Origin of the sequence: Pseudorhodoferax sp. LjRoot39 (assembly GCF_964253035.1) — a bacterium.
Lineage (GTDB): Bacteria > Pseudomonadota > Gammaproteobacteria > Burkholderiales > Burkholderiaceae_C > Pseudorhodoferax.
In genome coordinates this window covers 3480285-3502222 of the sequence record NZ_CAXUQL020000001.1, presented here as the reverse complement: position 1 = coordinate 3502222, position 21938 = coordinate 3480285, and the positions used below count along the sequence as shown (strand labels likewise).

Genomic DNA, 21938 nt, shown 5'->3' with positions numbered 1-21938 from the left:
CTTGACCGTTTTCGACCCGCAACGCCGCCACGCCCTGGCGCTGGGCACAGGCCTGGCCGCCAGCCTGGTCGTGCGGCCGGGCACGGCCGCCACGGGCGACCTGGCGGCCGCCATCGCCACCTTCACCGGCGGCCGCACACCCGAGCCCGGCCGCGTGCGGCTGGACATCTCCACGCTCGTGGAGAACGGCAACGCCGTGCCGGTCACGCTGTCGGTCGACGAAGGCATCGCGCTGCTGCAGCTGCGCAGCCTGGCCCTGTTCAACGAACGCAACCCGCAGCGCGACGTGGCGTGCTTTCGCTTCGGCCCGGCGGCGGGCCGGGCCTGGGCCGCCACGCGCATCCGGCTGGCCACCTCGCAGAAGCTCGTGGCGGTGGCCCTGCTGGAAGACGGCTCGGCCTTCTCGCACACCGTGGACGTGGTGGTCACGCTGGCCGCCTGCATCGAATAGGAATCCGCATGGCCCGTACCCTGATCCATGTCCCGCCCAACGTGCGCCGCGGCGAGCCCTTCGAGGTGCGCACCACCATCGCCCACCCGATGGAGACCGGCTACCGGCCCGACGAGAACGGCCGCGTGCTGCCGCGCGACATCCTCACGCGCCTGCAGTGCACGCTGGACGGCGCGCTGGTCTTCAGCACCGACCTGTACCCCGCCATCGCGGCCAACCCCTACCTGGCCTTCCAGGTACGCGCCGAGCGCAGCGGCGAGTTGCGCATCACCTGGGAGGGCGACAAGGGCTTCTCGCAGACCGAGACGGTCGCCGTGCGCGTCGAATGAGGGCCTGGCTCGCGCTGGCGCTGGTGTGCGCATCCGCCGGCGCGCAGCAGGTGCGCTCGGGCCTGGACTTCATGGGCCCGGCCACCCAGGCCATGCAGCGCGACGACAGCCAGAACCCGGCCATGCTCTGGTTGCACGAAGGCCAGGCGCTCTGGCAAAAGCCCGAGGGCCGTGCCCAGCGCAGCTGCATGGCCTGCCATGGCGATGCCAGCCAGTCCATGCGTGGTGTGGCCGCACGCTACCCGGCCTTCGACAGCGCCAGCCAGGGCCCGCTCAACCTGTCGCAGCGCATCCTGCAGTGCCGGGTGCGGCACCAGCAGGCCGCGCCCTGGGCACCCGAAAGCGAGCCGCTGCTGAGCCTGGAGACCTATGTCGCGCAGCAGTCGCGCGGCCTGCCCGTCGCGCCTCCGGACGACCCGCGGCTGGCTCCATTCACGGCGCGCGGCCAGGCCGCTTACGTGCGCCGCATCGGCCAGCTCCACATGTCCTGTGCCCAATGCCATGACGGCGCCTGGGACCGCAAGCTGGCCGGCAATCCCGTCACCCAGGGCCAGGCCACGGGCTATCCGCTCTACCGGCTCGAATGGCAGGGCATGGGCTCGCTGCAGCGCCGGCTGCGCAACTGCATGACGGGCGTGCGTGCCCAGGCTCCCCTGTTCGGCGCGGCCGAACTGGTGGAACTGGAGCTCTACCTGGCCCAGCGTGCGCGCGGCCTGCCGCTGGAGACGCCGGCCGTGCGGCCCTGACGAGGAAGCCGCGCATCGAACGGTGCTTTTACTGGGACCACGCAGCCCACCGACCACAATAGCCTGCCATGTCCTTGTCTCGCCGCCATTGCCTGTTCGCCCTCGCCACGCTCCCGGCCATCGGCCATGCGGGCTTCAACTTCTTCACGGGCGAGTACACGGCAAGCCATGCCGAGTTGCAGGCACTCTTGGAGAAGCAGTTCCCGCTGGAACAACGCTATGCCGAAATCTTTCGCGTGCGCCTGCAGGACCCGCGCCTGGGCCTCAACGCGCAGGCCCAGCGCACTGGTGTCACCGCAGCGCTGAGCATCGCCAGCCCCTGGCTGCGGGACGGCCAGGTCGGCGGCACCGTGGCCATGAGCAGCGCGCTGCGCTGGGACGCGGCCGCGCGCGCGCTGCGGCTGGACCGGCCCAGCGTGGAAAACCTGGAACTGCAAGGCCTGGCCGGCGGCGATGCCGAACGGCTGCGCCGCATCGGCGCTGTGGTCGCGCAGGAACTGCTGCAGGACCAAGTGCTGCGCCGCTTCACCCAGCAAGAGATGACGATGGGGCTGAAGACCTACGAGGTCGGCGCGATCACGGCGCTGGAGGATGGCATCAAGATCCAGCTGGACTGAAAAAGGGCCGCACGCGGCGGCCCCGGTTCGATGCGCGACAGCGCCCTACTTCCTGGCAGGTGGCAAGTCCGTGCACGTGCCGTGCGCCACCTCGGCCGCCATGCCGATGCTCTCGCCCAGCGTGGGGTGCGGATGGATGGTCTTGCCGATGTCGATCTCGTCGGCACCCATCTCGATGGCCAGCGCCACCTCGCCGATCATGTCGCCCGCGTGCGTGCCGACGATGCCGCCGCCCAGGATGCGGTGCGTCTCGGCGTCGAACAGCAGCTTGGTGAAGCCTTCGTCGCGGCCGTTGGCAATCGCGCGGCCGGAGGCCGACCACGGGAAGTGGCCCTTCTTGACCTTGATGCCCTCGGCCTTGGCCTGGTCTTCCGTGAGGCCAACCCAGGCCACCTCGGGATCGGTGTAGGCGACGCTGGGGATCACGCGGGCATTGAAGGCGGCGCTCGCCAGTTCCTTGTCGCCCTTCTGCTCGCCGGCGATCACCTCGGCCGCCACATGGGCCTCGTGCACCGCCTTGTGCGCCAGCATGGGCTGGCCCACGATGTCGCCGATGGCGAAGATGTGCGGCACGTTGGTGCGCATCTGGATGTCGACCGGGATGAAGCCGCGGTCACTGACCGCCACGCCGGCCTTCTCGGCGCCGATCTTCTTGCCGTTGGGGCTGCGGCCCACGGCCTGCAGCACCAGGTCGTAGAGCTGCGGCTCCTTGGGTGCGTTGGCACCTTCGAACGTCACCTTGATGCCGTCCTTGGTTGCCTCGGCCCCCACGGTCTTGGTGGAGGTCATGATGTTGTCGAAGCGCGGCGCGTTCATCTTCTGCCAGACCTTGACGAGGTCGCGGTCGGCGCCCTGCATCAGGCCGTCGAGCATCTCCACAACATCGAGCCGCGCGCCCAGCGTGGAGTACACCGTGCCCATTTCCAGGCCGATGATGCCGCCGCCCAGCACCAGCATGCGCTTGGGATCCGTGCCCATGGCCAGCGCGCCGGTGGAGTCGACCACGCGCGGGTCGTCCTTGGGCATGAAGGGCAGGCTGACCGACTGCGAGCCGGCCGCGATGATGCAGTTGCGGAACCTGATGACCTGCTTCTTGCCGGTGGTGTCCCAGCTGGTGCCGGAGGTCTCGTCCACTTCCAGGTGGAAGGCATCGAGGAAGGTGCCGACGCCGCGCACGGTGGTCACCTTGCGCATCTTGGCCATGGCCGTCAGGCCGCCCGTGAGCTTGCCCACCACCTTGTTCTTGTGCGCGAGCAGCTTGGCACGGTCGACCTTGGGCGGCGCGAACTCCACGCCGAGGTCGGCGAAGTGCTTGACCTCGTCCATCACGGCGGCCACATGCAGCAGCGCCTTGGAGGGAATGCATCCAACGTTCAGGCACACGCCGCCCAGGGTCGCATAACGCTCGACCAGCACGGTCTTGAGGCCCAGGTCGGCGGCCCGGAAGGCGGCCGAGTAGCCGCCGGGGCCGGCGCCCAGCACCAGGACGTCGCATTCCAGGTCGGCCGTTCCCTTGAAGCTGCCGGCCGCCTGCGGCGCGGGCGTGGGGGCAGCGGTCGGAGCCGGGGCGGGCGCGGCCGCCGCCGGTGCGGCAGCAGGTGCTGGCGCGGGCGCTGCGGCCTCGCCCTCGGCCTCCAGCGTCAGCACGACCGAGCCTTCGGCGACCTTGTCACCCACGGCCACCTTGAGCGCGGTGACCTTGCCGCCGTGGCTTGACGGAATCTCCATGGAGGCCTTGTCGCTCTCCACCGTGATCAGCGACTGCTCGGGCTTGATGGAGTCGCCCACCTTGACCAGCAGTTCGATGACGGCCACTTCGCTGAAGTCGCCGATGTCCGGAACCTTGATGTCGATGCTTGCCATGAATCTCTCTCCAATGCCGCGCGCTCAGGCGGCGGCTGATTTCTTCATCTTGACCGTGAAGACCTCGACCGGGCCGGCCGAGTTCTTGTCGAATTCGCAGCCGGTCTGCACACCGATCAGCGCGAGTTCACGCGCCGTTTTGGTGTGGCCGGAGGCTGCATGCATGGCCCCGAGCGCGAAGCTGCGACCCGAGCCAATGCCCCAGAACTCCTTGAACTCGAAGACCTCGCGGTAGCTGTACAGCCCGTAGATGCCGCTGGCGTTGGCCAGCAGCACGCTGAACTGGCTGGACTCGTAGGGGTCGCCGTCGTCTTCCTTGGTCTGCAGGAAGAACTTCTCCTTGAGGACCGGGTGCAGCCGCGTGAAGGTCTCGAACACCTCGTCCTTGCTCGACAGCCGCAACTCCTCGCGCGGCAGGCCCGCCAGGGCCTTGCGCAGCACGGGGAAATGCGCCACGGTGCCGGCCATGCCCACATACGTGGGGCCGGCCGGCGTGTCGAGCAGGAAGATCTTGCTGTTGTCCTCGAAGCGGTGCGTCAGGCGCGTGTCGCCGAAGGTGACCAGCGTGTCGGCCGCGATCGCGACCTGACCCGCTTTCTTCACGACAACGACGGTCGTCATGCCTGCCGGCGCTTCAAAGAATGATGCGGCGGAAGTCCGCGAGCACCTGGCCCAGGTACGCGTTGAAACGCGCGGCCGCGGCACCGTCGATGACGCGGTGGTCATAGGACAGCGACAGCGGCAGCGTCAGGCGCGGCACGAACTGCTTGCCGTCCCAGACCGGCTTCATCGCGCTCTTGGACAGGCCGAGGATCGCCACCTCGGGCGCGTTCACGATGGGCGTGAAGTGCGTGCCGCCGATGCCGCCCAGCGAGCTGATCGAGAAGCAGCCGCCGGTCATGTCGGCCGGGCCCATCTTGCCGTCGCGCGCCTTCTTGGCCAGATCGCCCATCTCCTGGCTGATCTGCATGACGCCCTTCTTGTCGGCATCGCGCAGCACCGGGACGACCAGGCCATTCGGCGTGTCGGCCGCGAAGCCGATGTGGAAGTACTTCTTGTAGACCAGCGCGTCGCCATCGAGGCTGGCGTTGAACTCGGGGTACTTCTTGAGCGCCGCGACCACGGCCTTGATCACGAAGGCCAGCATCGTCACCTTGACGCCGGACTTCTCGTTCTCCTTGTTGGTGGAGACGCGGAAGGCTTCCAGCTCGGTGATGTCGGCGTCGTCGTTGTTGGTGACGTGCGGGATCATCACCCAGTTGCGGTGCAGGTTCGCGCCCGAGATCTTCTTGATGCGCGACAGGTCCTTGCGTTCGACGGGGCCGAACTTGGCGAAGTCGACCTTGGGCCAGGGCAGCAGGTCCAGACCGGCACCGCCACCACCGCCGGCCGGGGCCTTCGCGGCCTGGGCCTTGGTCTGCACGGCGCCGCTCATCACCGACTTGGTGAAGCCCTGCACGTCGTCCTGCGTGATGCGGCCCTTGGGGCCCGAGCCCTTGACCTCGGCCAGCGGCACGCCCAATTCGCGCGCGAACTTGCGTACCGACGGCGAGGCGTGTGGCAGCGCGCCGGTGGGTGCGATGGTCGGGTTGTGCGCGGCAGCGGGTGCAGCGGCCGTCGCAGGTGCAGCCGCGGGGGCCGGCGCTGCCGCCTCGCTCCTGGCAGCGGCAGGTGCGGCGGCAGCGGCCGCCGGCGCGGGGCTGGCAGCAACCGGAGCACCAGCGGATTCCACCGTGCCCAGCAGATCACCGATGTTCACGGTGTCGCCGACCTTGACCTTGAGCTCCTTGAGCACGCCGGCCGCGGACGACGGGATCTCCATCGAGGCCTTGTCGCTCTCCACCGTGATCAGCGATTGCTCGAGCTTGATGCTGTCGCCGGGCTTGACCATGATCTCGATGACGGCCACGTCCTTGAAGTCGCCGATGTCGGGAATGCGGATCTCGACCGTGCCGCCAGCCTGGGCCGGTGCAGGCGCTGCAGCGGGCGCAGCCGGCGCGGGAGCCGGGGCGGCCGACGCAGCGGCGGGAGCCGCGGCAGGTGCGGGCGCGGCGCTGTCGCCAGCGGCCTCCAGCACCAGGACCAGCGAGCCCTGCTTGACCTTGTCGTCCACGGCGACCTTGATCTCCTTGACCACGCCGGCGGCGCTGGACGGGATCTCCATCGAAGCCTTGTCCGACTCCACCGTGATCAGCGATTGCTCGGCCTTCACCGTGTCGCCCACCTTGACCATCACTTCGATGACGGTCACTTCGTCGAAATCCCCGATGTCGGGGACTTGCACTTCCACCAATGCCATGTTGTTCGTCTCGCTCGTGTGTTGTCGGGTCAGGCGTACAGCGGGTTGACCTTGTCGGTCTTGATGCCGTACTTGGCGATCGCCTCGGCCACCTTGGCGACCGGCACGACGCCATCTTCGCTCAAGGCCTTCAGCGCGGCCACGACGATGTAGTGGCGGTTGATCTCGAAGTGCTCGCGCAGCTTGCTGCGGAAGTCGCTGCGGCCGAAGCCGTCGGTGCCCAGCACCTTGTAGGTGCGGTCCTTGGGCACGAACAGGCGGATCTGCTCGGCGTAGGCCTTCATGTAGTCGGTCGATGCAACCACCGGGCCGGTCGAGCCCGCCAACTGCTGCGCCACGAAGGACACACGCGGCGTCTCGGTCGGGTGCAGCAGGTTCCAGCGGTCGGCGTCCTGGCCGTCGCGTGCCAGCTCGTTGAAGCTGGGGCAGCTCCACACCGATGCGGCCACGCCCCATTCCTTCTCCAGCAGTTCCTGGGCGAAGAAGCTCTCGCGCAGGATGGTGCCGCTGCCCAGCAGCTGCACGGTGGGCGCGCCGGCCGGCAGGGCCGGAGCCTGCTTGCTCAGGTACATGCCCTTGATGATCTGCTCTTCGGTGCCGGGCTGCAGGCCAGGCATGGCGTAGTTCTCGTTGAGCAGCGTCAGGTAGTAGTAGACGTTTTCCTGGCGCTCGACCATGCGCTTCAGGCCATGGTGCAGGATCACGCCGACTTCGTGCGCGAAGGTCGGGTCGTAGCTCACGCAGTTCGGGATGGTGCCGGCCAAGATGTGGCTGTGGCCATCTTCGTGCTGCAGGCCTTCGCCGTTCAGCGTGGTGCGGCCCGAGGTGCCGCCCAAGAGGAAGCCGCGCGCCTGCATGTCGCCGGCCGCCCAGGCCAGGTCGCCGATGCGCTGGAAGCCGAACATCGAGTAGTACACGTAGAACGGCACCATGATGCGGTTGTTGGTGCTGTAGCTGGTGGCCGCAGCGATCCAGCTGGCCATGCCGCCGGCCTCGTTGATGCCTTCCTGCAGGATCTGGCCGCCCTTGTCTTCCTTGTAGTACATGACCTGGTCCTTGTCGACCGGGGTGTACTGCTGACCTGCGGGGTTGTAGATGCCGATCTGGCGGAACAGGCCTTCCATGCCGAAGGTGCGGGCTTCGTCCACCAGGATGGGCACGATGCGCGGGCCCAGGGCCTGGTCGCGCAGCAGCTGCGTCAGGAAGCGCACGTAGGCCTGCGTCGTAGAGATCTCGCGGCCTTCGGCCGTGGGCTCCATGACCGACTTGAAACCGTCCAGGGGCGGGATCGTGAAGCTCTCGTCGGCCTTGGTGCGGCGGTGCGGGAGGTAGCCGCCCAGGGCCTTGCGGCGCTCGTGCAGGTACTTCATCTCCGGCGTGTCGTCGGCCGGCTTGTAGAACGGCAGCTCGGCGATCTGGCTGTCCGGGATCGGGATGTTGAAGCGGTCGCGGAAGGCCTTGATGTCCTCATCGGCCAGCTTCTTGGTCTGGTGGACGTTGTTCTTGCCCTCGCCGACCTTGCCCATGCCGAAGCCCTTGACGGTCTTGATCAGCAGCACGGTGGGCTGGCCGGTGCCGTTGTTCTGGGCCGCATGGAAGGCCGCGTAGACCTTCTGCGAGTCGTGGCCGCCACGCTGCAGGTTCCAGATCTCGTCGTCGGTCATGTTCTCGACCATCTTGGCCGTGCGCGGGTCGCGGCCGAAGAAGTGCTTGCGCACGTAGGCACCGTCGTTGGCCTTCATGGCCTGGTAGTCGCCGTCGTTGCACTCCATCATGATCTTGCGCAGCGCGCCGTCGTGGTCCTTGGCCAGCAGCGCGTCCCAGCCCTTGCCCCAGATCAGCTTGATGACGTTCCAGCCGGAACCACGGAACTCGCCTTCGAGCTCCTGGATGATCTTGCCGTTGCCGCGTACCGGGCCGTCCAGGCGCTGCAGGTTGCAGTTGATGACGAAGACCAGGTTGTCCAGCTTCTCGCGCGCGGCCAGGCCGATGGCGCCCAGGGATTCGACCTCGTCCATCTCGCCGTCGCCGCAGAACACCCAGACCTTGCGGTTGGCGGTGTCGGCGATGCCACGGGCGTGCAGGTACTTCAGGAAGCGCGCCTGGTAGATCGCCATCAGCGGGCCCAGGCCCATCGACACCGTGGGGAACTGCCAGAACTCGGGCATCAGCTTGGGATGCGGGTAGCTCGACAGGCCCTTGCCGTCGACTTCCTGGCGGAAGTTCAGCAGCTGCTCTTCGGTCAGGCGGCCTTCCAGGTAGGCGCGGGCATAGACGCCGGGCGACACGTGGCCCTGGATGTACAGCAGGTCACCGCCGTGCTTCTCGCTCTCGGCCTGCCAGAAGTGGTTGAAGCCGGCGCCGAACATGCTGGCCAGCGAGGCGAAGGAGCCGATGTGGCCGCCCAGGTCGCCGCCTTCGGGCGGATGGTGGCGATTGGCCTTGACCACCATGGCCATGGCGTTCCAGCGCATGTAGGCGCGCAGGCGTTGTTCGATTTCCAGGTTGCCGGGGCTGCGGGCCTCTTCGCTGGGCTCGATGGTGTTCACGTAGCCGGTGTTGGCCGAGAACGGCATGTCCACCGTGTTCTGGCGCGCGTGTTCCAGCAGTTGCTCGAGCAGGTAGTGGGCACGTCCGGGACCGTCGCTGGCGATGACGGCGGACAGCGCGTCCATCCACTCGCGTGTCTCCTGGCTGTCGGTGTCCTTGGGGTCGTTGGCGGCGCCAGACGGGTTCTGGGGTTGTGCTGACATGCGGTCTCCTCGAAATAGATGGACGGTATCTAGGGGCCGACTCTCGGCCGCGCGGCGAAGTGTCGCACACGCCCTTCAGTTTTCAAATAGCAATTTACAATTCTACATTGTGAAATGTCGAAGTATTGGATGTCCCGGCCATTCGACACACCATGCCCGTTGATGGGCAACTGCTGCAAACCCTCACATACACTGCCGCCCATGCGCGTTCCCCCCCCTGATCAGACGCCGGAGACAAGGCCCGCCGCAGCCCCGCTGCGCAAGCCCTGGCGCGCCTGGTGGGTGCGCCAGGCGCCGCACCGGCAGGACCGTTTCGCGGCACTCGCGCCCTTGGTCGCCGTGGTGCTGTTCCTGGCGGCGATCGCCTCCTCCTTTCTCTATCTGCGGCTGGAAGAGATCGACCGCGAGCAGGAGGCCGTCAAGCGCGATGTCGAGTACGCGCAACAGCAGATCCGCCTGCGCCTGCTGGAGCGCCAGGAGCAGCTCATGCGCGTGGCGCGCGATGTCGCCAACGAGGAAATCGATGTCGAGGAGTTCGTCAGCCGTTCGCAGTCGCTGATCTCGCAGTACCCCGAGCTGCAGGCGGTCAGCTGGATCGACGAGCGCCGCCGCATCAAGACCAGCTACGCCGCGCCCAGCCTGCACACGCCGCTCATGCGCATGGTGGACGACGTGCTGCGCCCGGGCGAGACCGAGACCAACTTCAGCCTGGCGCGCGACCTGCACCAGCCGGTCTACGGCCAGCCGCTGGGCACGTCCGGCGACCCGACGCCGCTGCTGCAACTGCACATCCCGCTGACCGACCGCGGCCGCTTCGTCGGCGTGGTGCTGGCCGAGTACGGCACCGACGCGCTGCTGCGCCACGGCGTGCCGGCCGAGGTGCTGAACAAGTACGCAGTTGCCCTGGTGGCCAGCGACGGGCGCATGCTGGCCGGTACGGTCATGCCGCAGCCCAGCTCCGGTTCGCGCCTGCTGCCCTGGTCCAGCCAGGCCGAGCCCTACGAAATCCCGGTCTCGCCGGTCGGAAACGGCCTGGTGCTGCGCGCCCAGGCCTACCGCACCTCGCAGGGCGTGGTCGGCAGTGGGCTGTTCTGGCTGGTCGGCGCCTTGTCGGTGCTGACGGCCTGGATGCTGATCGGCAGCTGGAGCCACACGCGCCGGCGCCAGCAGGCCCAGCAGGCGCTGATGGCCGAGACCAACTTCCGCCGCGCCATGGAGAACTCCATGCTGACCGGCATGCGCGCCATGGACCTGCAGGGCCGCATCACCTATGTGAATGCGGCCTTCTGCCAGATGACGGGCTGGAGCGAAGGCGAACTGGTGGGCCGCACCGCGCCCTTCCCCTACTGGCCCGAGGAAGACCTGGAGTACCTGATCGCGCGGCTCGAGGACGAGCTCAACGGCCGCAGCACGCCCTCGGGCTTCCAGCTGCGCATCAAGCGGCGCGACAACTCCATCTTCGACGCGCGCCTGTACATCTCGCCGCTGATCGACGCGGTGGGCAAGCAGACCGGCTGGATGGCCTCGATCACCGACATCACCGAGCCCAACCGCATCCGCGAGCAGCTGTCGGCCTCGTACGAGCGTTTCACCACGGTGCTCGAAGCGCTGGACGCCGCGGTGTCGGTGGCGCCGCTGGGCAGCCCCGAACTGCTGTTCGCCAACAAGCTCTACCGCCAATGGTTCGGCGCGCAGACCCATGGCCACGAGAGCCTGGTGGTGCGCGCCGGCATGCCGACCACGCCACCCAACGACGAGCATCTGGACGATGTGGATGCCTATGCCGGCCTGCCCACCGATTCGCTGACCACCAGCGACGCCGAAAGCGCCGAGATCCACGTGCCCGAACTCGGCAAGTGGCTGGAAGTGCGGGCGCGCTACCTGAGCTGGGTCGATGGCCGGCTCGTGCAGATGGTGATCGCCACCGACATCACCCAGCGCCGCCAGGCCGAGGAGCAGGCCGCGCACCATGCCGAGCGCGCCCAGACCTCCAGCCGCCTGATCACCATGGGCGAAATGGCCTCCAGCGTCGCGCACGAACTGAACCAGCCGTTGGCGGCCATCACCAATTACTGCAACGGCATGGTGTCGCGCATCAAAGGCAACGGCATCGCGCACGAGGACCTGCTGGCCGCGCTGGAGAAGACCTCGCGCCAGGCCCAGCGCGCCGGCCAGATCATCCACCGCATCCAGTCCTTCGTGAAGCGCAGCGAGCCCCAGCGCAGCCTCAGCAACGTGCAGGACATCGTGCAGGAATCCGTCGAGCTGGCCGGCATCGAACTGCGCCGGCGCAACGTGCGCCTGAGCCACTACGTCGCCGCGCGGCTGCCCCCGCTGATGGTCGACCCCATCCTGATCGAGCAGGTCCTGGTCAATCTGCTGCGCAACGCGGCCGAGGCCATCGACTCGGCCGAGCGGCCGCCCGCACGGCGCAACATCGAGCTGCGCGTGCTGCCGCGCCAGGAGTCCGAGGTGCCCGGCATCGAGTTCGTCGTCACCGACACCGGCACCGGCCTGGCGCCCGAGGTCATGGAGCACCTGTTCGAAGCCTTCTTCTCGACCAAGGCGCATGGCATGGGCATCGGCCTCAACCTGTGCCGCTCCATCGTCGAATCGCACCTGGGCAGGATGCAGGCCGAGAATATTTACAATGGTGCCGAGTGCATGGGGTGTCGGTTTTCCTTCTGGATCCCGTTGGCAAAGGCCGCCAACGCCCTGCCAAATCCAGCCAACGCAGCAAAGAACCCCGGAGTACCCGCATGAGCCTGATTCCCAAAAAAGGCACGGTCTATGTTGTCGACGACGACGAAGCCGTGCGCGATTCGCTCCAGTGGTTGCTGGAAGGCAAGGACTACCGCGTCCGTTGCTTCGAATCGGCCGAGGCCTTCCTGTCGCGCTACGACGCACGCGAAGTGGCCTGCCTGCTGGTCGACATCCGCATGGGCGGCATGACCGGCCTGGAACTGCAGGACAAGCTGATCGAGCGCAAGTCCCCGCTGCCCATCGTCTTCATCACCGGCCATGGCGACGTGCCCATGGCCGTGGACACCATGAAGAAGGGCGCGATGGACTTCATCCAGAAGCCCTTCAAGGAAGAGGAACTCGTGGCCCTGGTCGAGCGCATGCTGGACCATGCCAAGGACGCCTTCACCGACCACCAGCAGGCCGCCAGCCGCGGCGCGCTGCTGTCCAAGCTGACCTCGCGCGAATCGCAGGTGCTCGAACGCATCGTCGCCGGCCGGCTCAACAAGCAGATCGCAGACGACCTGGGCATCAGCATCAAGACCGTGGAGGCGCACCGCGCCAACATCATGGAAAAGCTGAACGCCAACACCGTGGCCGACCTGCTCAAGATCGCACTGGGCCAGACCGCCAAAGCCTGACCCTCCCCACCCCGCAGCGCCCGTCCACCGTCCGGTTGGCGGGCGTTGTTCTTGGAGATTCCCCATGACAGCCCAACTGATCGACGGCAACGCCCTCGCCCGCCAGATCCGCGCCGACGTGGCCGGTCGCACCGCCGCACTGAAGGCCCGCGGCGTGCAGCCGCACCTGGCCATCGTGCTGGTCGGCGACGACCCGGCCAGCCAGGTCTACGTCAAGCACAAGGTCAACGACAGCAGCGAGACCGGCCTGCAGGCCACGCTGGAACGCCACCCGGCCGACCTGGCCGAAGCCGACCTGCTCGCGCGCATCCACGCGCTCAACGCCGACCCCGCCGTGCACGGCATCCTGGTGCAGCTGCCGCTGCCCAAGCACATGGACGCGAACAAGGTCATCGAGGCGATCTCACCCGCCAAGGACGTGGACGGCTTCCACGTCGCCAGCGCCGGCGCGCTGATGGTTGGCCAGCCGGGCTTTTGGCCCTGTACGCCGCACGGCTGCCTGCGCATGCTGGAATCCATCGGCTACAGCCTGCGCGGCAAGCACGCCGTGGTGATCGGCCGCAGCAACATCGTCGGCAAGCCGATGGCCATGATGCTGCTGGCGCAGAGCGCCACGGTCACCGTCTGCCACAGCGCCACGCCAGACCTCGCGGCCTTCACGCGCCAGGCCGATGTGATCGTCGCCGCGGTCGGCAAGCAGAACCTGGTCACGGCCGACATGGTCAAGCCCGGCGCCGTGGTCATCGACGTGGGCATGAACCGCAATGCCGAAGGCAAACTCTGCGGCGACGTGGATTTCGCTGGCGTCAAGGAAGTCGCCGGCTGGATCACGCCCGTGCCGGGCGGCGTCGGCCCGATGACGCGCGCCATGCTGCTGGTCAACACGCTGGAAGCGGCCGAGCGCGCTGCAGCCTAAGGACACGATAGCTGCGTCCGGGGCTTGTGATTGCCGGGGCTGGCGCAAAATGCCCTGCATGCAGTCCAACCCCCTCCTCTCGTTCTCCGACCTCCCGCTGTTCGACCAGATCCGGCCCGAGCACGTGGCGCCCGCCATCGACCAGTTGCTGGACGAAGCCAGCGCTGCGCTGGAGCAGGCCACGGCGCCGGACTTCCCGGCCGACTGGAGCGCCATCTCGCGCGTGCTGGACACCGCCACCGAGCGCCTGGGCCGGGCCTGGGGCGCCGTGAGCCATCTGAACGCCGTGGCCGACACGCCCGAGCTGCGCGCCGCCTACAACGAGGCGCTGCCGCGCGTGACCGAGTTCTGGACCCGTTTGGGCGCCGACGAGCGCCTGTACGCCAAGTACAAGGCCATCGATGCCAAGCGCCTGACGCCGGCCCAGCAACAGGCGCTGCGCAACGCGGTGCGCAACTTCGTGCTGAGCGGCGCCGAGCTGACCGGCGCGGCCAAGGAACGCTTCGCCGCGATCCAGGAACGCCAGGCCGAGCTGTCGCAGAAGTTCAGCGAGAACGCGCTGGACGCCACCGACGCCTATGCCTACTACGCCACTGCCGAGGAACTCGACGGCGTGCCCGCGGACGTGTGCCAGGCCGCGCGCGCTGCCGCCGAAGCCGAGGGCCAGGCCGGCTTCAAGCTCACGCTCAAGCTGCCCTGCTACCTGCCCGTGATGCAGTTCGCCAAGAGCAGCGCGCTGCGCGAACGTCTGTACCGCGCCTACGCCACGCGCGCCTCCGACCAGGCCGAGGGTGACGCGACCAAATTCGACAACACCGCACTGATCCGCGAGATCCTCGCGCTGCGCCAGGAAGAGGCGCAGCTGCTGGGCTACGCCAACTTCGGCGAGGTCTCGGTCGTGCCCAAGATGGCCGATTCGCCGGCCCAGGTGACAGGCTTCCTGCGCGACCTGGCGCAGCGCGCCCGGCCCTATGCCGAGAAGGACGTGGCCGACCTGCGCGCCTTCGCCGCCGAGAAGCTTGGCCTGGCCGACCCGCAGCCCTGGGACTGGAGCTACATCGGCGAGCAGCTCAAGGAAGCCCGCTACGCCTTCAGCCAGCAGGAGGTCAAGCAGTACTTCCCGGCGCCCAAGGTGCTGGCCGGGCTGTTCAAGATCATCGAGACGCTGTTCGAGGTCAGCATCCGGCGCGACAACGCGCCCGTGTGGCACCCCACCGTGGAGTTCTACCGCATCGAGCGTGCGGCGGCACAGGCCGGCCGGAACGACGCAGGGCCGCAACTGGTCGGCCAGTTCTACCTCGACCCCTCGGTGCGCAGCGGCAAGCGCGGCGGCGCCTGGATGGACGACGTGCGCGCACGCTGGCTGCGCCCGGACGACGGCCGCCTGCAGACCCCGGTGGCGCAGCTGGTCTGCAACTTCGCGGCCGGCGTGGACGGCAAGCCGCCGCTGCTCACGCACGACGACGTGACCACGCTGTTCCACGAGTTCGGCCACGGACTGCACCACATGCTGACGCAGGTGGACGAGCGCGACGTGTCCGGCATCAGCGGCGTGGAATGGGATGCCGTGGAACTGCCCAGCCAGTTCATGGAGAACTTCTGCTGGGAGTGGGACGTGCTGCGCCACATGACGGCCCATGTGGACACGGGCGAGCCGCTGCCGCGCGCGCTGTACGACAAGATGCTGGCCGCCAAGAACTACCAGAGCGGCATGCAGACGCTGCGCCAGATCGAGTTCTCGCTGTTCGACATGCTGCTGCACACCGAACACGCGCCCGATGCCGACTTCATGGCACTGCTGGCCCGCGTGCGCGCCGAGGTGGCCGTGCTGCCCTCGCCCGCGTTCAGCCGCACGCCCAACACCTTCAGCCACATCTTCGCGGGCGGCTACGCGGCCGGCTACTACAGCTACAAGTGGGCCGAGGTGCTGAGCGCCGACGCCTATGCCGCCTTCGAGGAAACCGCGGGCGCGGACGGCCTGCCCAGCATCGAGACTGGCCGGCGCTACCGCGAGGCCATCCTCGAAGCCGGCGGCAGCCGCCCGGCGATGGAGTCCTTCAAGGCTTTCCGCGGCCGCGAACCCACGTTGGACGCGCTGCTGCGCCACCAGGGCATGGCCTGATGTCGGGCGCCGCGCCCGCCGGCAAGCACGCCGTGGCAACGGCGCTGCTGCTGGCCGCGGGCCTGTGTTCAGCCCAGGCCGTGTACCGCAGCGTGGGGCCGGATGGCCGCGTCACCTTCTCCGACCGGCCCATCACCAGCGACACCCAAGCCGCGACGACGGCCAGCCGCGGTGGCATTGCGCCCGCCCCCACCACATTGCCCTACGAATTGCGGCAGACCGCGGGCCGCTTTCCGGTGACGCTGTACACCGGCAGCGACTGCGCCCCCTGCGACAGCGCGCGCCAACTGCTGGCCGCACGCGGCGTGCCGTTCAGCGAACGCACCGTGCAGAGCAACGAGGACATCGAGGCGCTGCGCCGCCTGTCGGGCGACAACAGCCTGCCCGTGGTCACGATCGGCGGCCAGCGGCTCAAGGGCTTTGCGCCCGGCGAGTGGACGCAGTACCTGGACAGCGCGGGCTACCCCCGCAGCTCGCAGTTGCCCCTGAGCTACCGCGCGCCGCCCGCGCAGCCGTTGGTGGCCGTGCGCACGGCCGAACCCACGGAAGCCGCGCCCCCGCGCACGGCCGCAGCACCGGCGCCCGCACCGGCGCGGGCCCCGTCCAACCCCGCAGGCATCGTCTTTTAGAACGTCAGCGTCTGCACGCCCTCGGGCGTGCCGAGCAGGCAGACCTGGGCGCGCTGGTGGGCGAACACGCCCACCGTGACCACGCCTGGCCACTGGCTGACCTGGGTCTCGAAGCCCAGTGGGTCGGCGATGGCGAGGCCGGCCACGTCCAGGATGTGCTGGCCGTTGTCGGTCACGAGCGGGCCGCTGCCGTCCTTGGCCTGGCGCAGCGTCGCCTGGCCGCCCATCGCGGCGAACCGGCGCACCAGCTGCTGCGCCGACATCGGCACCACCTCCACCGGGATCGGGAAGCGGCCCAGCACCGGCACCTTCTTGGACGCATCGGCGATGCAGACGAAGCGACGCGACTGGGCCGCCACGATCTTCTCGCGCGTGAGCGCGGCGCCGCCGCCCTTGACCATGTGGCCCTGGCCGTCGATCTCGTCGGCGCCGTCCACGTAGACGGCGAGCTCGCCAACGGCATTGGCGTCGAACACCGGGATGCCCAGCGCCTTCAGCCGCGCCGTGCTGGCCTCCGAGCTCGACACCGCACCCGGGATCTGGTCTCGCATTTCGGCCAGCGCGTCGATGAAGCAATTGACGGTGGAACCCGTGCCCACGCCCAGGATCTCGCCCGGCACCACGTAAGCGAGGGCGGCGCGGCCCACCAGGGCCTTGAGTTGGTCTTGCGTCAGCGGAGCGTTGGAGGTCATCTGGAAGAATCCGGCGTTTGTTGAGAACTGGCCGAGAATTATCCGATGCCCTTGCTGCCGACCCGGCTCACCTATGCCCTGGCCCGGCCCCTGCTGTTCGGCCTGGACGCCGAAGCCGCCCACGACGCCACCATGTCCGCCCTGGCCCGCACCCACGGCACGCCGCTCTCCTGGGCCTGGTGCGACCGCCGCATCGATGACCCCGTCACCGTCGCCGGCCTGCACTTCCCCAACCGTGTGGGCCTGGCCGCCGGCCTGGACAAGAACGCCCGCTGCATCGATGCGCTGGGCGCGCTGGGATTCGGCTTCGTCGAGGTCGGCACGGTCACGCCGCTGGGCCAACCCGGCAACCCCAAGCCGCGCATGTTCCGGCTGCCGCAGGCACAGGCGCTGATCAACCGGCTGGGCTTCAACAACGACGGCCTGGCGGCCTTCATCGCCAACGTGCAGCGCGCCAGATTCCGCCAGCAGGCCGGCAAGCCCATGCTGCTGGGCCTGAACATCGGCAAGAACGCCGCCACGCCGACCGAGCGCGCCACCGACGACTACCTCGCGGGCCTGTCGGGCGTCTACCCACACGCCGACTACGTCACGATCAACATCTCCAGCCCGAACACGCAGAACCTGCGCACGCTGCAGGCCGATGCCGCGCTGGACGCCCTGCTGGGCGCACTGGCCGAGCGCCGTGCCGTGCTTGCGCGCGAACACGCGAGCACCAGCGCCGATGGCCGCACGCAGCTGCGCCGCGTGCCGCTGTTCGTGAAGATCGCACCCGACCTGGATGAAGCCCAGGTCGCCGTGATCGCCGCCACGCTCAAGCGCTACGCGGACGCCGACAACGCCGCCGACCAGTTGGGCTGGGGCCTGATCGCCACCAACACCACCCTGGCGCGCGACCGTGTGCAGGGCCTGCCGCATGCCGAGGAGACCGGTGGCCTGTCCGGCGCGCCGCTGCTGGCCGCCAGCAACCGCGTGATCACCCAGCTGCGCCAGGCCCTGGGCCCGGCCTTCCCCATCATCGGAGTGGGCGGCGTGCTGTCGGCGCGCGATGCGCTGACCAAGATCGAGGCCGGCGCCGACCTCGTGCAGATCTACACCGGCCTGATCTACCAGGGCCCGGCGCTGGTGCGCGACGCCGCCCAGGCGATCCGCGACCGCAAGGCCTGATGTCCACAGCAGAGCCCGGGGACGGCCTGCCGACGCCGGCCCGCTACTGGTCGATGGCGGTGATCCTGCTCGGCATCGGCATCTCGGTGCTGGACGCCACCATCGTCAACCTCGCGCTGCCCGGCATCGCGCGCGACCTGAACCGCCCGGCCTCGGATGCGATCTGGATCGTCAACGCCTACCAGCTCGGCGTGCTGGTGCTGCTGCTGCCCTGCGCCAAGCTGGGCGACCTGCTGGGCTACCGCCGCGTCTACCTGGCCGGCGTGGCCGTGCTGCTGCTGGGTTCGCTGGGCTGCGTGCTCGCGCGCGACCTGCCCACGCTCGTGGCGGCGCGTGCGCTGCAGGGCATGGGCGCGGCCGGCGTCATGGGCGTCAACTCGGCGCTGGTGCGGCTGACCTACCCGCGCGCGCTGCTGGGCCGCGGCATCGCCATCAATTCCATGACCGTGGCCGTGGCCTCGGTGGCCGGCCCCAGCGTGGCGGCCGCCGTGCTCTCGGTCGCCAGCTGGCCATGGCTGTTCGCGATCAACCTGCCGGTTGCGGCCGCGCTGCTGCTGCTGGGCCTGCGTGCGCTGCCGGCCAATCCGCTGCCGCTGGCCAGGGGCGGGCTGTCGCTGCTGGACGTGGGGCTCAACGCCGCCATGTTCGCGCTGGTCTTCCTGGGCGTGGACCAGCTCGGCACCCGCGCCCGCCAACCCGGCGTGGCCTTGCAGTCGGTGCTGCTCATCGCGGTGGGCCTTGCGGTGGGCGTGGTCTACGTGCGGCGCCAGCTCGGCCAGGCCGTGCCACTGTTCCCGGTCGACCTGCTGCGCATCCGCGTGTTCGCGCTGTCCATGGGCAGCTCGGTCACGGCCTTTGCCGCGCAGATGCTGTCCAACATCGCGCTGCCCTTCCTGCTGCTGGACGGCTACGGCCGCTCGCACGTGGACACCGGCCTGCTGATCACGGCCTGGCCGCTCGGCAGCATCGTCGCGGCGCCGATCGCCGGCCGCTTGATCGGCCGCGTGCAGCCCGGCCTGCTGGGCTGCGCCGGCATGTGGACCATGGCCAGCGGGCTGGCGCTGCTGGCCCTGCTGCCCGCGCAGCCGCACAACGCCGACATCGCCTGGCGCATGGCGCTGTGCGGCATCGGCTTCGCCCTGTTCCAGTCGCCCAACAACTACCTGATCGTCACCTCGGCGCCGCCGCACCGCGCCGGCGGCGCCAGCGGCATGCTGGGCACGGCGCGGCTCACGGGCCAGAGCATCGGCGCGGTGCTGCTGGCCGTGCTGTTCAGCCTGGCCGCGCCACGGGCCGGCCATGCGGACGGCGCCAAGATGGCGCTGGGCCTGGCCGCCGCGCTGGCCGCCGGGGCCGGCCTGTTCAGCCTGCTGCGCACCAGGCGGACCTGAAGGGCACCGGTGGCGGCCGTCGCCGTCCGGCTGCCGTCCGTCCGTGCAGTGCACCGCCGCCACCGGAAAGCGGCCTAGACTGGCTGCGGCTCCACTCCCCCTCCGCCCATGCAGCACCCCGCCCGCCCCACCGCGCCAGCGCCCAGGGTGCTGGTCGTGCCGCGCTACAAGCGCAGCGGCCACGGTGCGCTGGACGACTCCCTGCAACGCCTCACCGTGCTGTGGATGAAAAGCCTGCCCGAAGCCCTGCGGCCGCAGCAGTGCGCGCGCCGCCATCCGCGGGTGCTCAACCACATCGCCGCGCTGTGGGCCCTGCCGTTGCGCTGCATCGACTACCTGGACGAACTGCAGACCGACCGCCGCGGCAACCGCCAGGGTTTCGGTCCCGGCGTGGCCCTGGAACTGCAGCGCCTGCGCGCGCGCCGCGCGGCACTGGTCGCGGCGGCGCGGCAGATGGCGGCCGGCGACTTCCCGGTCACGCAGCCGATGGCGCTGTGAACGCCGCGCGCCTCAGGCCGGCTGCAGCAGCTGCGCGACCTGCTCGCCGATGGCCAATGAACTCGTGAGCCCCGGCGACTCGATGCCGAACAGGTTCACCAGCCCCGGCACGCCATGCACGGCCGGGCCCTGCAGCACGAAATCGCGCGCCGGCTCGTGCGGCGCCTGGATCTTGGGCCGCATGCCGGCATAGCCCGGCTGCAGCGCGCCATCGGCCAAGCCAGGCCAGTACTTGCGCACCTCGGCATAGAAGCCATCGCCGCGGCGCGGGTCGACGACCAGATCCTCGGGGTCGTCCACCCACTGCACGTCGGGGCCGAACTTGGCCTGGCCGCCCAGGTCCAGCGTCAGGTGGACGCCCAGACCGGCCGCCTCGGGTGCCGGATAGATCAAGCGCGTGAACGGCGCGCGGCCGGCCAGCGTGAAGTAGTTGCCCTTGGCGAAATGGCTGGGCGGCACATGGGCCGGATCCAGCCCCTCGAAGCGCCGTGCCAGTGCCTGCGCCGACAGGCCGGCCGCATTGACCACGGCGCCGGCCAGCAGCTCGGTGCCATCCAGCATGGTCAGCACGATGCCGTCCGCCGTGCAGCGCGCCTGCGCCAGCGCGCTGTTCAGGGCCACCAGGCCGCCGACGTTCTCGAAATCGCCCTGCAGCGCCAGCATCAGTCCATGGCTGTCGACGATGCCGGTGGACGGCGAATGGATGGCCGCCGTGCAGCGCAGCTGCGGCTCCAGCGCGCGGGCTTCATCGGCCGACAGCAGCACCAGGTCGTCCACGCCGTTGGCCGCGGCCTTGGCGACGATGCCCTGCAGTTGCGCGACCTGGGCTTCGTCGGTGGCCACGATGAGCTTGCCGCAGCGGCTGTGGGCAATGCCGCGCTCGGCGCAGTAGGCGTACAGCAGCGCCTTGCCGCGCACGCACAGCTGCGCCTTGAGCGAGCCGGCCGCGTAGTAGATGCCGGCATGGATCACCTCGCTGTTGCGCGAGCTGGTGCCGGTGCCGATGGCATCGGCCGACTCCAGCACCATGCACTCGCGCCCCGCAAAGGCCGGTGACAGCGCCAGCGCACGGGCCACGGCCAGGCCCACGACCCCGGCGCCGATGACGACGCAATCGACGCGGTCCATCACAGGCTCCTCGGATCGGTGGCCAGCAGCAGCGCGACCAGCGACCGCAGGTGGGCCTTGAGCGGTTCGGCGCCCGCATGCAGGGCCAGCGTGTCCTCGTCCATGTAGAGCCTGCGGTTGATTTCCAGCTGCACGCTGTGGCGCTGCTGTGCGGGATCACCATAGCGGCGCACGAGCTCAACGCCCTTGTAGGGGTGGTTGTGGGCCACGTCGTAGCCCAGGCTGCGCAGGTGCTCGACGATGCGGGCAGACACCGCCGCGCCCGCCGTGCTGCCGTCGCGGTCGCCGACCACGAAATCGGCATGGGCCAGACCCGGGAAATCGGTCGCGAAGCGCGAGGCTACGGCCGGCATGGAGTGGCAGTTCAGATGCAGGCTGTAGCCGTGGCGCGCGTGCGCGGCGGCTATGGCGGACTTCACGGCCGCGTGGTAGGGCTGCCAGCAGCGCGCGATGCGCGCCTGCACCTCGGCCACCGTGAGCTGGCGTGCATACAGCGGCGTGCCCTCGTCGGTGGTGCGCCAGATCAGCCCCTTGCCCAGGCGCACCTTGGACAGCACGCGCGCATCGGTGGCCACCGGGCCGGGCCAGGGCGCTTCCAGCAGCGCCTGGTCGATCTCGGTCACGTCGCGGTTGGCGTCCAGGTAGCTGCGCGGAAACAGCGCCTCGATCCAGGCCACGCCCAGCGCCGGCGCGAAGTCGTAGAGCTTTTCGACATGGGTGTCCTCGGCGCGGCGCAGCACCAGGGGGTCGCAAGCATGGTCGAAGTCGGCCGGATAGACCGTGCCGCTGTGCGGGGAATCGAGAACCAGCGGGGTGGTCCCCGCGGTGGTGAGGAGGGCGGCGGACATGGGCCGGGATTGTGCAGCACGCCCGAGGCGTAGTCGCCCATCGCCCCCGCCTCGGCCTGCCGTCCTACGGGGGCGGAACCAAACATGGAATACTTGTATCCGTCAT

19 protein-coding genes are annotated in these 21938 nt (G+C 69.2%); 12 read left to right on the top strand and 7 right to left on the bottom strand.

All coding sequences use genetic code 11. The features are described 5' to 3' along the window. Window position 1 precedes the first annotated feature (1 nt). The 4 genes from ACSQ4M_RS16325 (at window position 2) to ACSQ4M_RS16310 (ending at window position 2143) form a co-directional block, all read left to right on the top strand. Window positions 2-451 (top strand): thiosulfate oxidation carrier protein SoxY, encoded by a 450-nt coding sequence (locus ACSQ4M_RS16325; RefSeq protein WP_436190495.1) that lies wholly within the window; start codon window positions 2-4, stop codon window positions 449-451. A gap of 8 nt (window positions 452-459) precedes the next feature. Beyond that, complete coding sequence (soxZ, locus tag ACSQ4M_RS16320; protein ID WP_436190494.1) at window positions 460-780, top strand: thiosulfate oxidation carrier complex protein SoxZ; 321 nt, start codon at window positions 460-462, stop codon at window positions 778-780. After that, on the top strand, window positions 777-1526 hold the full coding sequence (soxA, locus tag ACSQ4M_RS16315; protein ID WP_436190493.1) for a sulfur oxidation c-type cytochrome SoxA: 750 nt from the start codon (window positions 777-779) through the stop codon (window positions 1524-1526). Before soxZ ends, soxA begins: the two co-directional genes overlap by 4 nt. Window positions 1527-1594: 68 nt before the next feature. Beyond that, complete coding sequence (locus ACSQ4M_RS16310; RefSeq protein ID WP_436190492.1) at window positions 1595-2143, top strand: DUF1439 domain-containing protein; 549 nt, start codon at window positions 1595-1597, stop codon at window positions 2141-2143. Between the two features lie 45 nt (window positions 2144-2188). Here ACSQ4M_RS16310 and lpdA read toward each other — a convergent pair whose 3' ends face one another. From lpdA to aceE, 4 genes are read right to left on the bottom strand one after another with little or no spacing between them, the layout of a single operon-like run. Further along, complete coding sequence (lpdA, locus tag ACSQ4M_RS16305; protein WP_436190491.1) at window positions 2189-4006, bottom strand: dihydrolipoyl dehydrogenase; 1818 nt, start codon at window positions 4004-4006, stop codon at window positions 2189-2191. 24 nt (window positions 4007-4030) lie between these two features. Further along, window positions 4031-4627, bottom strand: a complete 597-nt coding sequence (locus ACSQ4M_RS16300; RefSeq protein WP_436190490.1) for an MFS transporter — start codon at window positions 4625-4627, stop codon at window positions 4031-4033. 13 nt (window positions 4628-4640) lie between these two features. Then, a complete protein-coding gene (gene aceF / locus ACSQ4M_RS16295) occupies window positions 4641-6305 on the bottom strand; it encodes a dihydrolipoyllysine-residue acetyltransferase (protein WP_436190489.1) in 1665 nt (554 codons plus the stop codon). 29 nt (window positions 6306-6334) lie between these two features. Next, on the bottom strand, window positions 6335-9058 hold the full coding sequence (gene aceE / locus ACSQ4M_RS16290) for a pyruvate dehydrogenase (acetyl-transferring), homodimeric type (RefSeq protein ID WP_436190488.1): 2724 nt from the start codon (window positions 9056-9058) through the stop codon (window positions 6335-6337). A 201-nt stretch (window positions 9059-9259) separates the two neighbouring features. Here aceE and ACSQ4M_RS16285 point away from each other — a divergent pair, with 201 nt between their 5' ends. The 5 genes from ACSQ4M_RS16285 to ACSQ4M_RS16265 all read left to right on the top strand — a co-directional run bounded on the left by ACSQ4M_RS16285 (window position 9260) and on the right by ACSQ4M_RS16265 (window position 16108). After that, window positions 9260-11821, top strand: coding sequence for a PAS domain S-box protein (locus tag ACSQ4M_RS16285; RefSeq protein WP_436190487.1), 2562 nt, complete (start codon window positions 9260-9262; stop codon window positions 11819-11821). Next, the gene (locus ACSQ4M_RS16280; RefSeq protein ID WP_436190486.1) at window positions 11818-12441 is read left to right on the top strand and encodes a response regulator transcription factor; all 624 of its coding nucleotides are present in this window, start codon (window positions 11818-11820) and stop codon (window positions 12439-12441) included. The genes ACSQ4M_RS16285 and ACSQ4M_RS16280 overlap by 4 nt, the downstream gene beginning before the upstream one ends. A 64-nt stretch (window positions 12442-12505) precedes the next feature. Then, the gene (gene folD, locus ACSQ4M_RS16275; protein WP_436190485.1) at window positions 12506-13357 is read left to right on the top strand and encodes a bifunctional methylenetetrahydrofolate dehydrogenase/methenyltetrahydrofolate cyclohydrolase FolD; all 852 of its coding nucleotides are present in this window, start codon (window positions 12506-12508) and stop codon (window positions 13355-13357) included. A gap of 58 nt (window positions 13358-13415) precedes the next feature. Then, window positions 13416-15479 (top strand): M3 family metallopeptidase, encoded by a 2064-nt coding sequence (locus ACSQ4M_RS16270; RefSeq protein ID WP_436190484.1) that lies wholly within the window; start codon window positions 13416-13418, stop codon window positions 15477-15479. Further along, a complete protein-coding gene (locus ACSQ4M_RS16265; RefSeq protein ID WP_436190483.1) occupies window positions 15479-16108 on the top strand; it encodes a glutaredoxin family protein in 630 nt (209 codons plus the stop codon). Before ACSQ4M_RS16270 ends, ACSQ4M_RS16265 begins: the two co-directional genes overlap by 1 nt. On the opposite strand, the gene rpiA is transcribed toward ACSQ4M_RS16265, so the two are convergent. Continuing rightward, window positions 16105-16800 carry a ribose-5-phosphate isomerase RpiA gene (gene rpiA / locus ACSQ4M_RS16260; protein WP_436190482.1) on the bottom strand — a complete coding sequence of 232 codons (696 nt, stop codon included), beginning with the start codon at window positions 16798-16800 and terminating at the stop codon, window positions 16105-16107. The genes ACSQ4M_RS16265 and rpiA overlap by 4 nt on opposite strands. A gap of 45 nt (window positions 16801-16845) precedes the next feature. Between rpiA and ACSQ4M_RS16255 the strand changes: the two genes are divergently transcribed. The 3 genes from ACSQ4M_RS16255 to ACSQ4M_RS16245 all read left to right on the top strand — a co-directional run bounded on the left by ACSQ4M_RS16255 (window position 16846) and on the right by ACSQ4M_RS16245 (window position 19856). Next, window positions 16846-17967 carry a quinone-dependent dihydroorotate dehydrogenase gene (locus ACSQ4M_RS16255; protein WP_436190481.1) on the top strand — a complete coding sequence of 374 codons (1122 nt, stop codon included), beginning with the start codon at window positions 16846-16848 and terminating at the stop codon, window positions 17965-17967. Beyond that, window positions 17967-19358: an MFS transporter gene (locus ACSQ4M_RS16250; protein ID WP_436190480.1), complete on the top strand. Its 1392-nt coding sequence runs from the start codon at window positions 17967-17969 to the stop codon at window positions 19356-19358. Before ACSQ4M_RS16255 ends, ACSQ4M_RS16250 begins: the two co-directional genes overlap by 1 nt. A 108-nt stretch (window positions 19359-19466) precedes the next feature. Next, window positions 19467-19856: a hypothetical protein gene (locus tag ACSQ4M_RS16245; RefSeq protein WP_436190479.1), complete on the top strand. Its 390-nt coding sequence runs from the start codon at window positions 19467-19469 to the stop codon at window positions 19854-19856. Between the two features lie 12 nt (window positions 19857-19868). Here ACSQ4M_RS16245 and ACSQ4M_RS16240 read toward each other — a convergent pair whose 3' ends face one another. Together ACSQ4M_RS16240 and ACSQ4M_RS16235 are read right to left on the bottom strand one after the other, a co-directional pair. After that, complete coding sequence (locus tag ACSQ4M_RS16240) at window positions 19869-20984, bottom strand: NAD(P)/FAD-dependent oxidoreductase (RefSeq protein ID WP_436190478.1); 1116 nt, start codon at window positions 20982-20984, stop codon at window positions 19869-19871. Further along, window positions 20984-21832 (bottom strand): N-formylglutamate amidohydrolase, encoded by an 849-nt coding sequence (locus ACSQ4M_RS16235; RefSeq protein WP_436190477.1) that lies wholly within the window; start codon window positions 21830-21832, stop codon window positions 20984-20986. The genes ACSQ4M_RS16240 and ACSQ4M_RS16235 overlap by 1 nt, the downstream gene beginning before the upstream one ends. Window positions 21833-21938: the final 106 nt, after the last annotated feature.

What these genes read in the sequence shown, in the direction of transcription:
- aceE (WP_436190488.1), bottom strand. Translation starts at nt 9,058, where the DNA reads ATGTCAGCACAACCCCAGAACCCGTCTGGCGCCGCCAACGACCCCAAG.
- ACSQ4M_RS16250 (WP_436190480.1), top strand. Translation starts at nt 17,967, where the DNA reads ATGTCCACAGCAGAGCCCGGGGACGGCCTGCCGACGCCGGCCCGCTAC.
- rpiA (WP_436190482.1), bottom strand. Translation starts at nt 16,800, where the DNA reads ATGACCTCCAACGCTCCGCTGACGCAAGACCAACTCAAGGCCCTGGTG.
- ACSQ4M_RS16235 (WP_436190477.1), bottom strand. Translation starts at nt 21,832, where the DNA reads ATGTCCGCCGCCCTCCTCACCACCGCGGGGACCACCCCGCTGGTTCTC.
- ACSQ4M_RS16245 (WP_436190479.1), top strand. Translation starts at nt 19,467, where the DNA reads ATGCAGCACCCCGCCCGCCCCACCGCGCCAGCGCCCAGGGTGCTGGTC.
- ACSQ4M_RS16240 (WP_436190478.1), bottom strand. Translation starts at nt 20,984, where the DNA reads ATGGACCGCGTCGATTGCGTCGTCATCGGCGCCGGGGTCGTGGGCCTG.
- ACSQ4M_RS16300 (WP_436190490.1), bottom strand. Translation starts at nt 4,627, where the DNA reads ATGACGACCGTCGTTGTCGTGAAGAAAGCGGGTCAGGTCGCGATCGCG.
- ACSQ4M_RS16310 (WP_436190492.1), top strand. Translation starts at nt 1,595, where the DNA reads ATGTCCTTGTCTCGCCGCCATTGCCTGTTCGCCCTCGCCACGCTCCCG.
- soxA (WP_436190493.1), top strand. Translation starts at nt 777, where the DNA reads ATGAGGGCCTGGCTCGCGCTGGCGCTGGTGTGCGCATCCGCCGGCGCG.
- soxZ (WP_436190494.1), top strand. Translation starts at nt 460, where the DNA reads ATGGCCCGTACCCTGATCCATGTCCCGCCCAACGTGCGCCGCGGCGAG.
- ACSQ4M_RS16265 (WP_436190483.1), top strand. Translation starts at nt 15,479, where the DNA reads ATGTCGGGCGCCGCGCCCGCCGGCAAGCACGCCGTGGCAACGGCGCTG.
- ACSQ4M_RS16280 (WP_436190486.1), top strand. Translation starts at nt 11,818, where the DNA reads ATGAGCCTGATTCCCAAAAAAGGCACGGTCTATGTTGTCGACGACGAC.
- ACSQ4M_RS16255 (WP_436190481.1), top strand. Translation starts at nt 16,846, where the DNA reads ATGCCCTTGCTGCCGACCCGGCTCACCTATGCCCTGGCCCGGCCCCTG.
- aceF (WP_436190489.1), bottom strand. Translation starts at nt 6,305, where the DNA reads ATGGCATTGGTGGAAGTGCAAGTCCCCGACATCGGGGATTTCGACGAA.
- ACSQ4M_RS16270 (WP_436190484.1), top strand. Translation starts at nt 13,416, where the DNA reads ATGCAGTCCAACCCCCTCCTCTCGTTCTCCGACCTCCCGCTGTTCGAC.
- folD (WP_436190485.1), top strand. Translation starts at nt 12,506, where the DNA reads ATGACAGCCCAACTGATCGACGGCAACGCCCTCGCCCGCCAGATCCGC.
- lpdA (WP_436190491.1), bottom strand. Translation starts at nt 4,006, where the DNA reads ATGGCAAGCATCGACATCAAGGTTCCGGACATCGGCGACTTCAGCGAA.
- ACSQ4M_RS16285 (WP_436190487.1), top strand. Translation starts at nt 9,260, where the DNA reads ATGCGCGTTCCCCCCCCTGATCAGACGCCGGAGACAAGGCCCGCCGCA.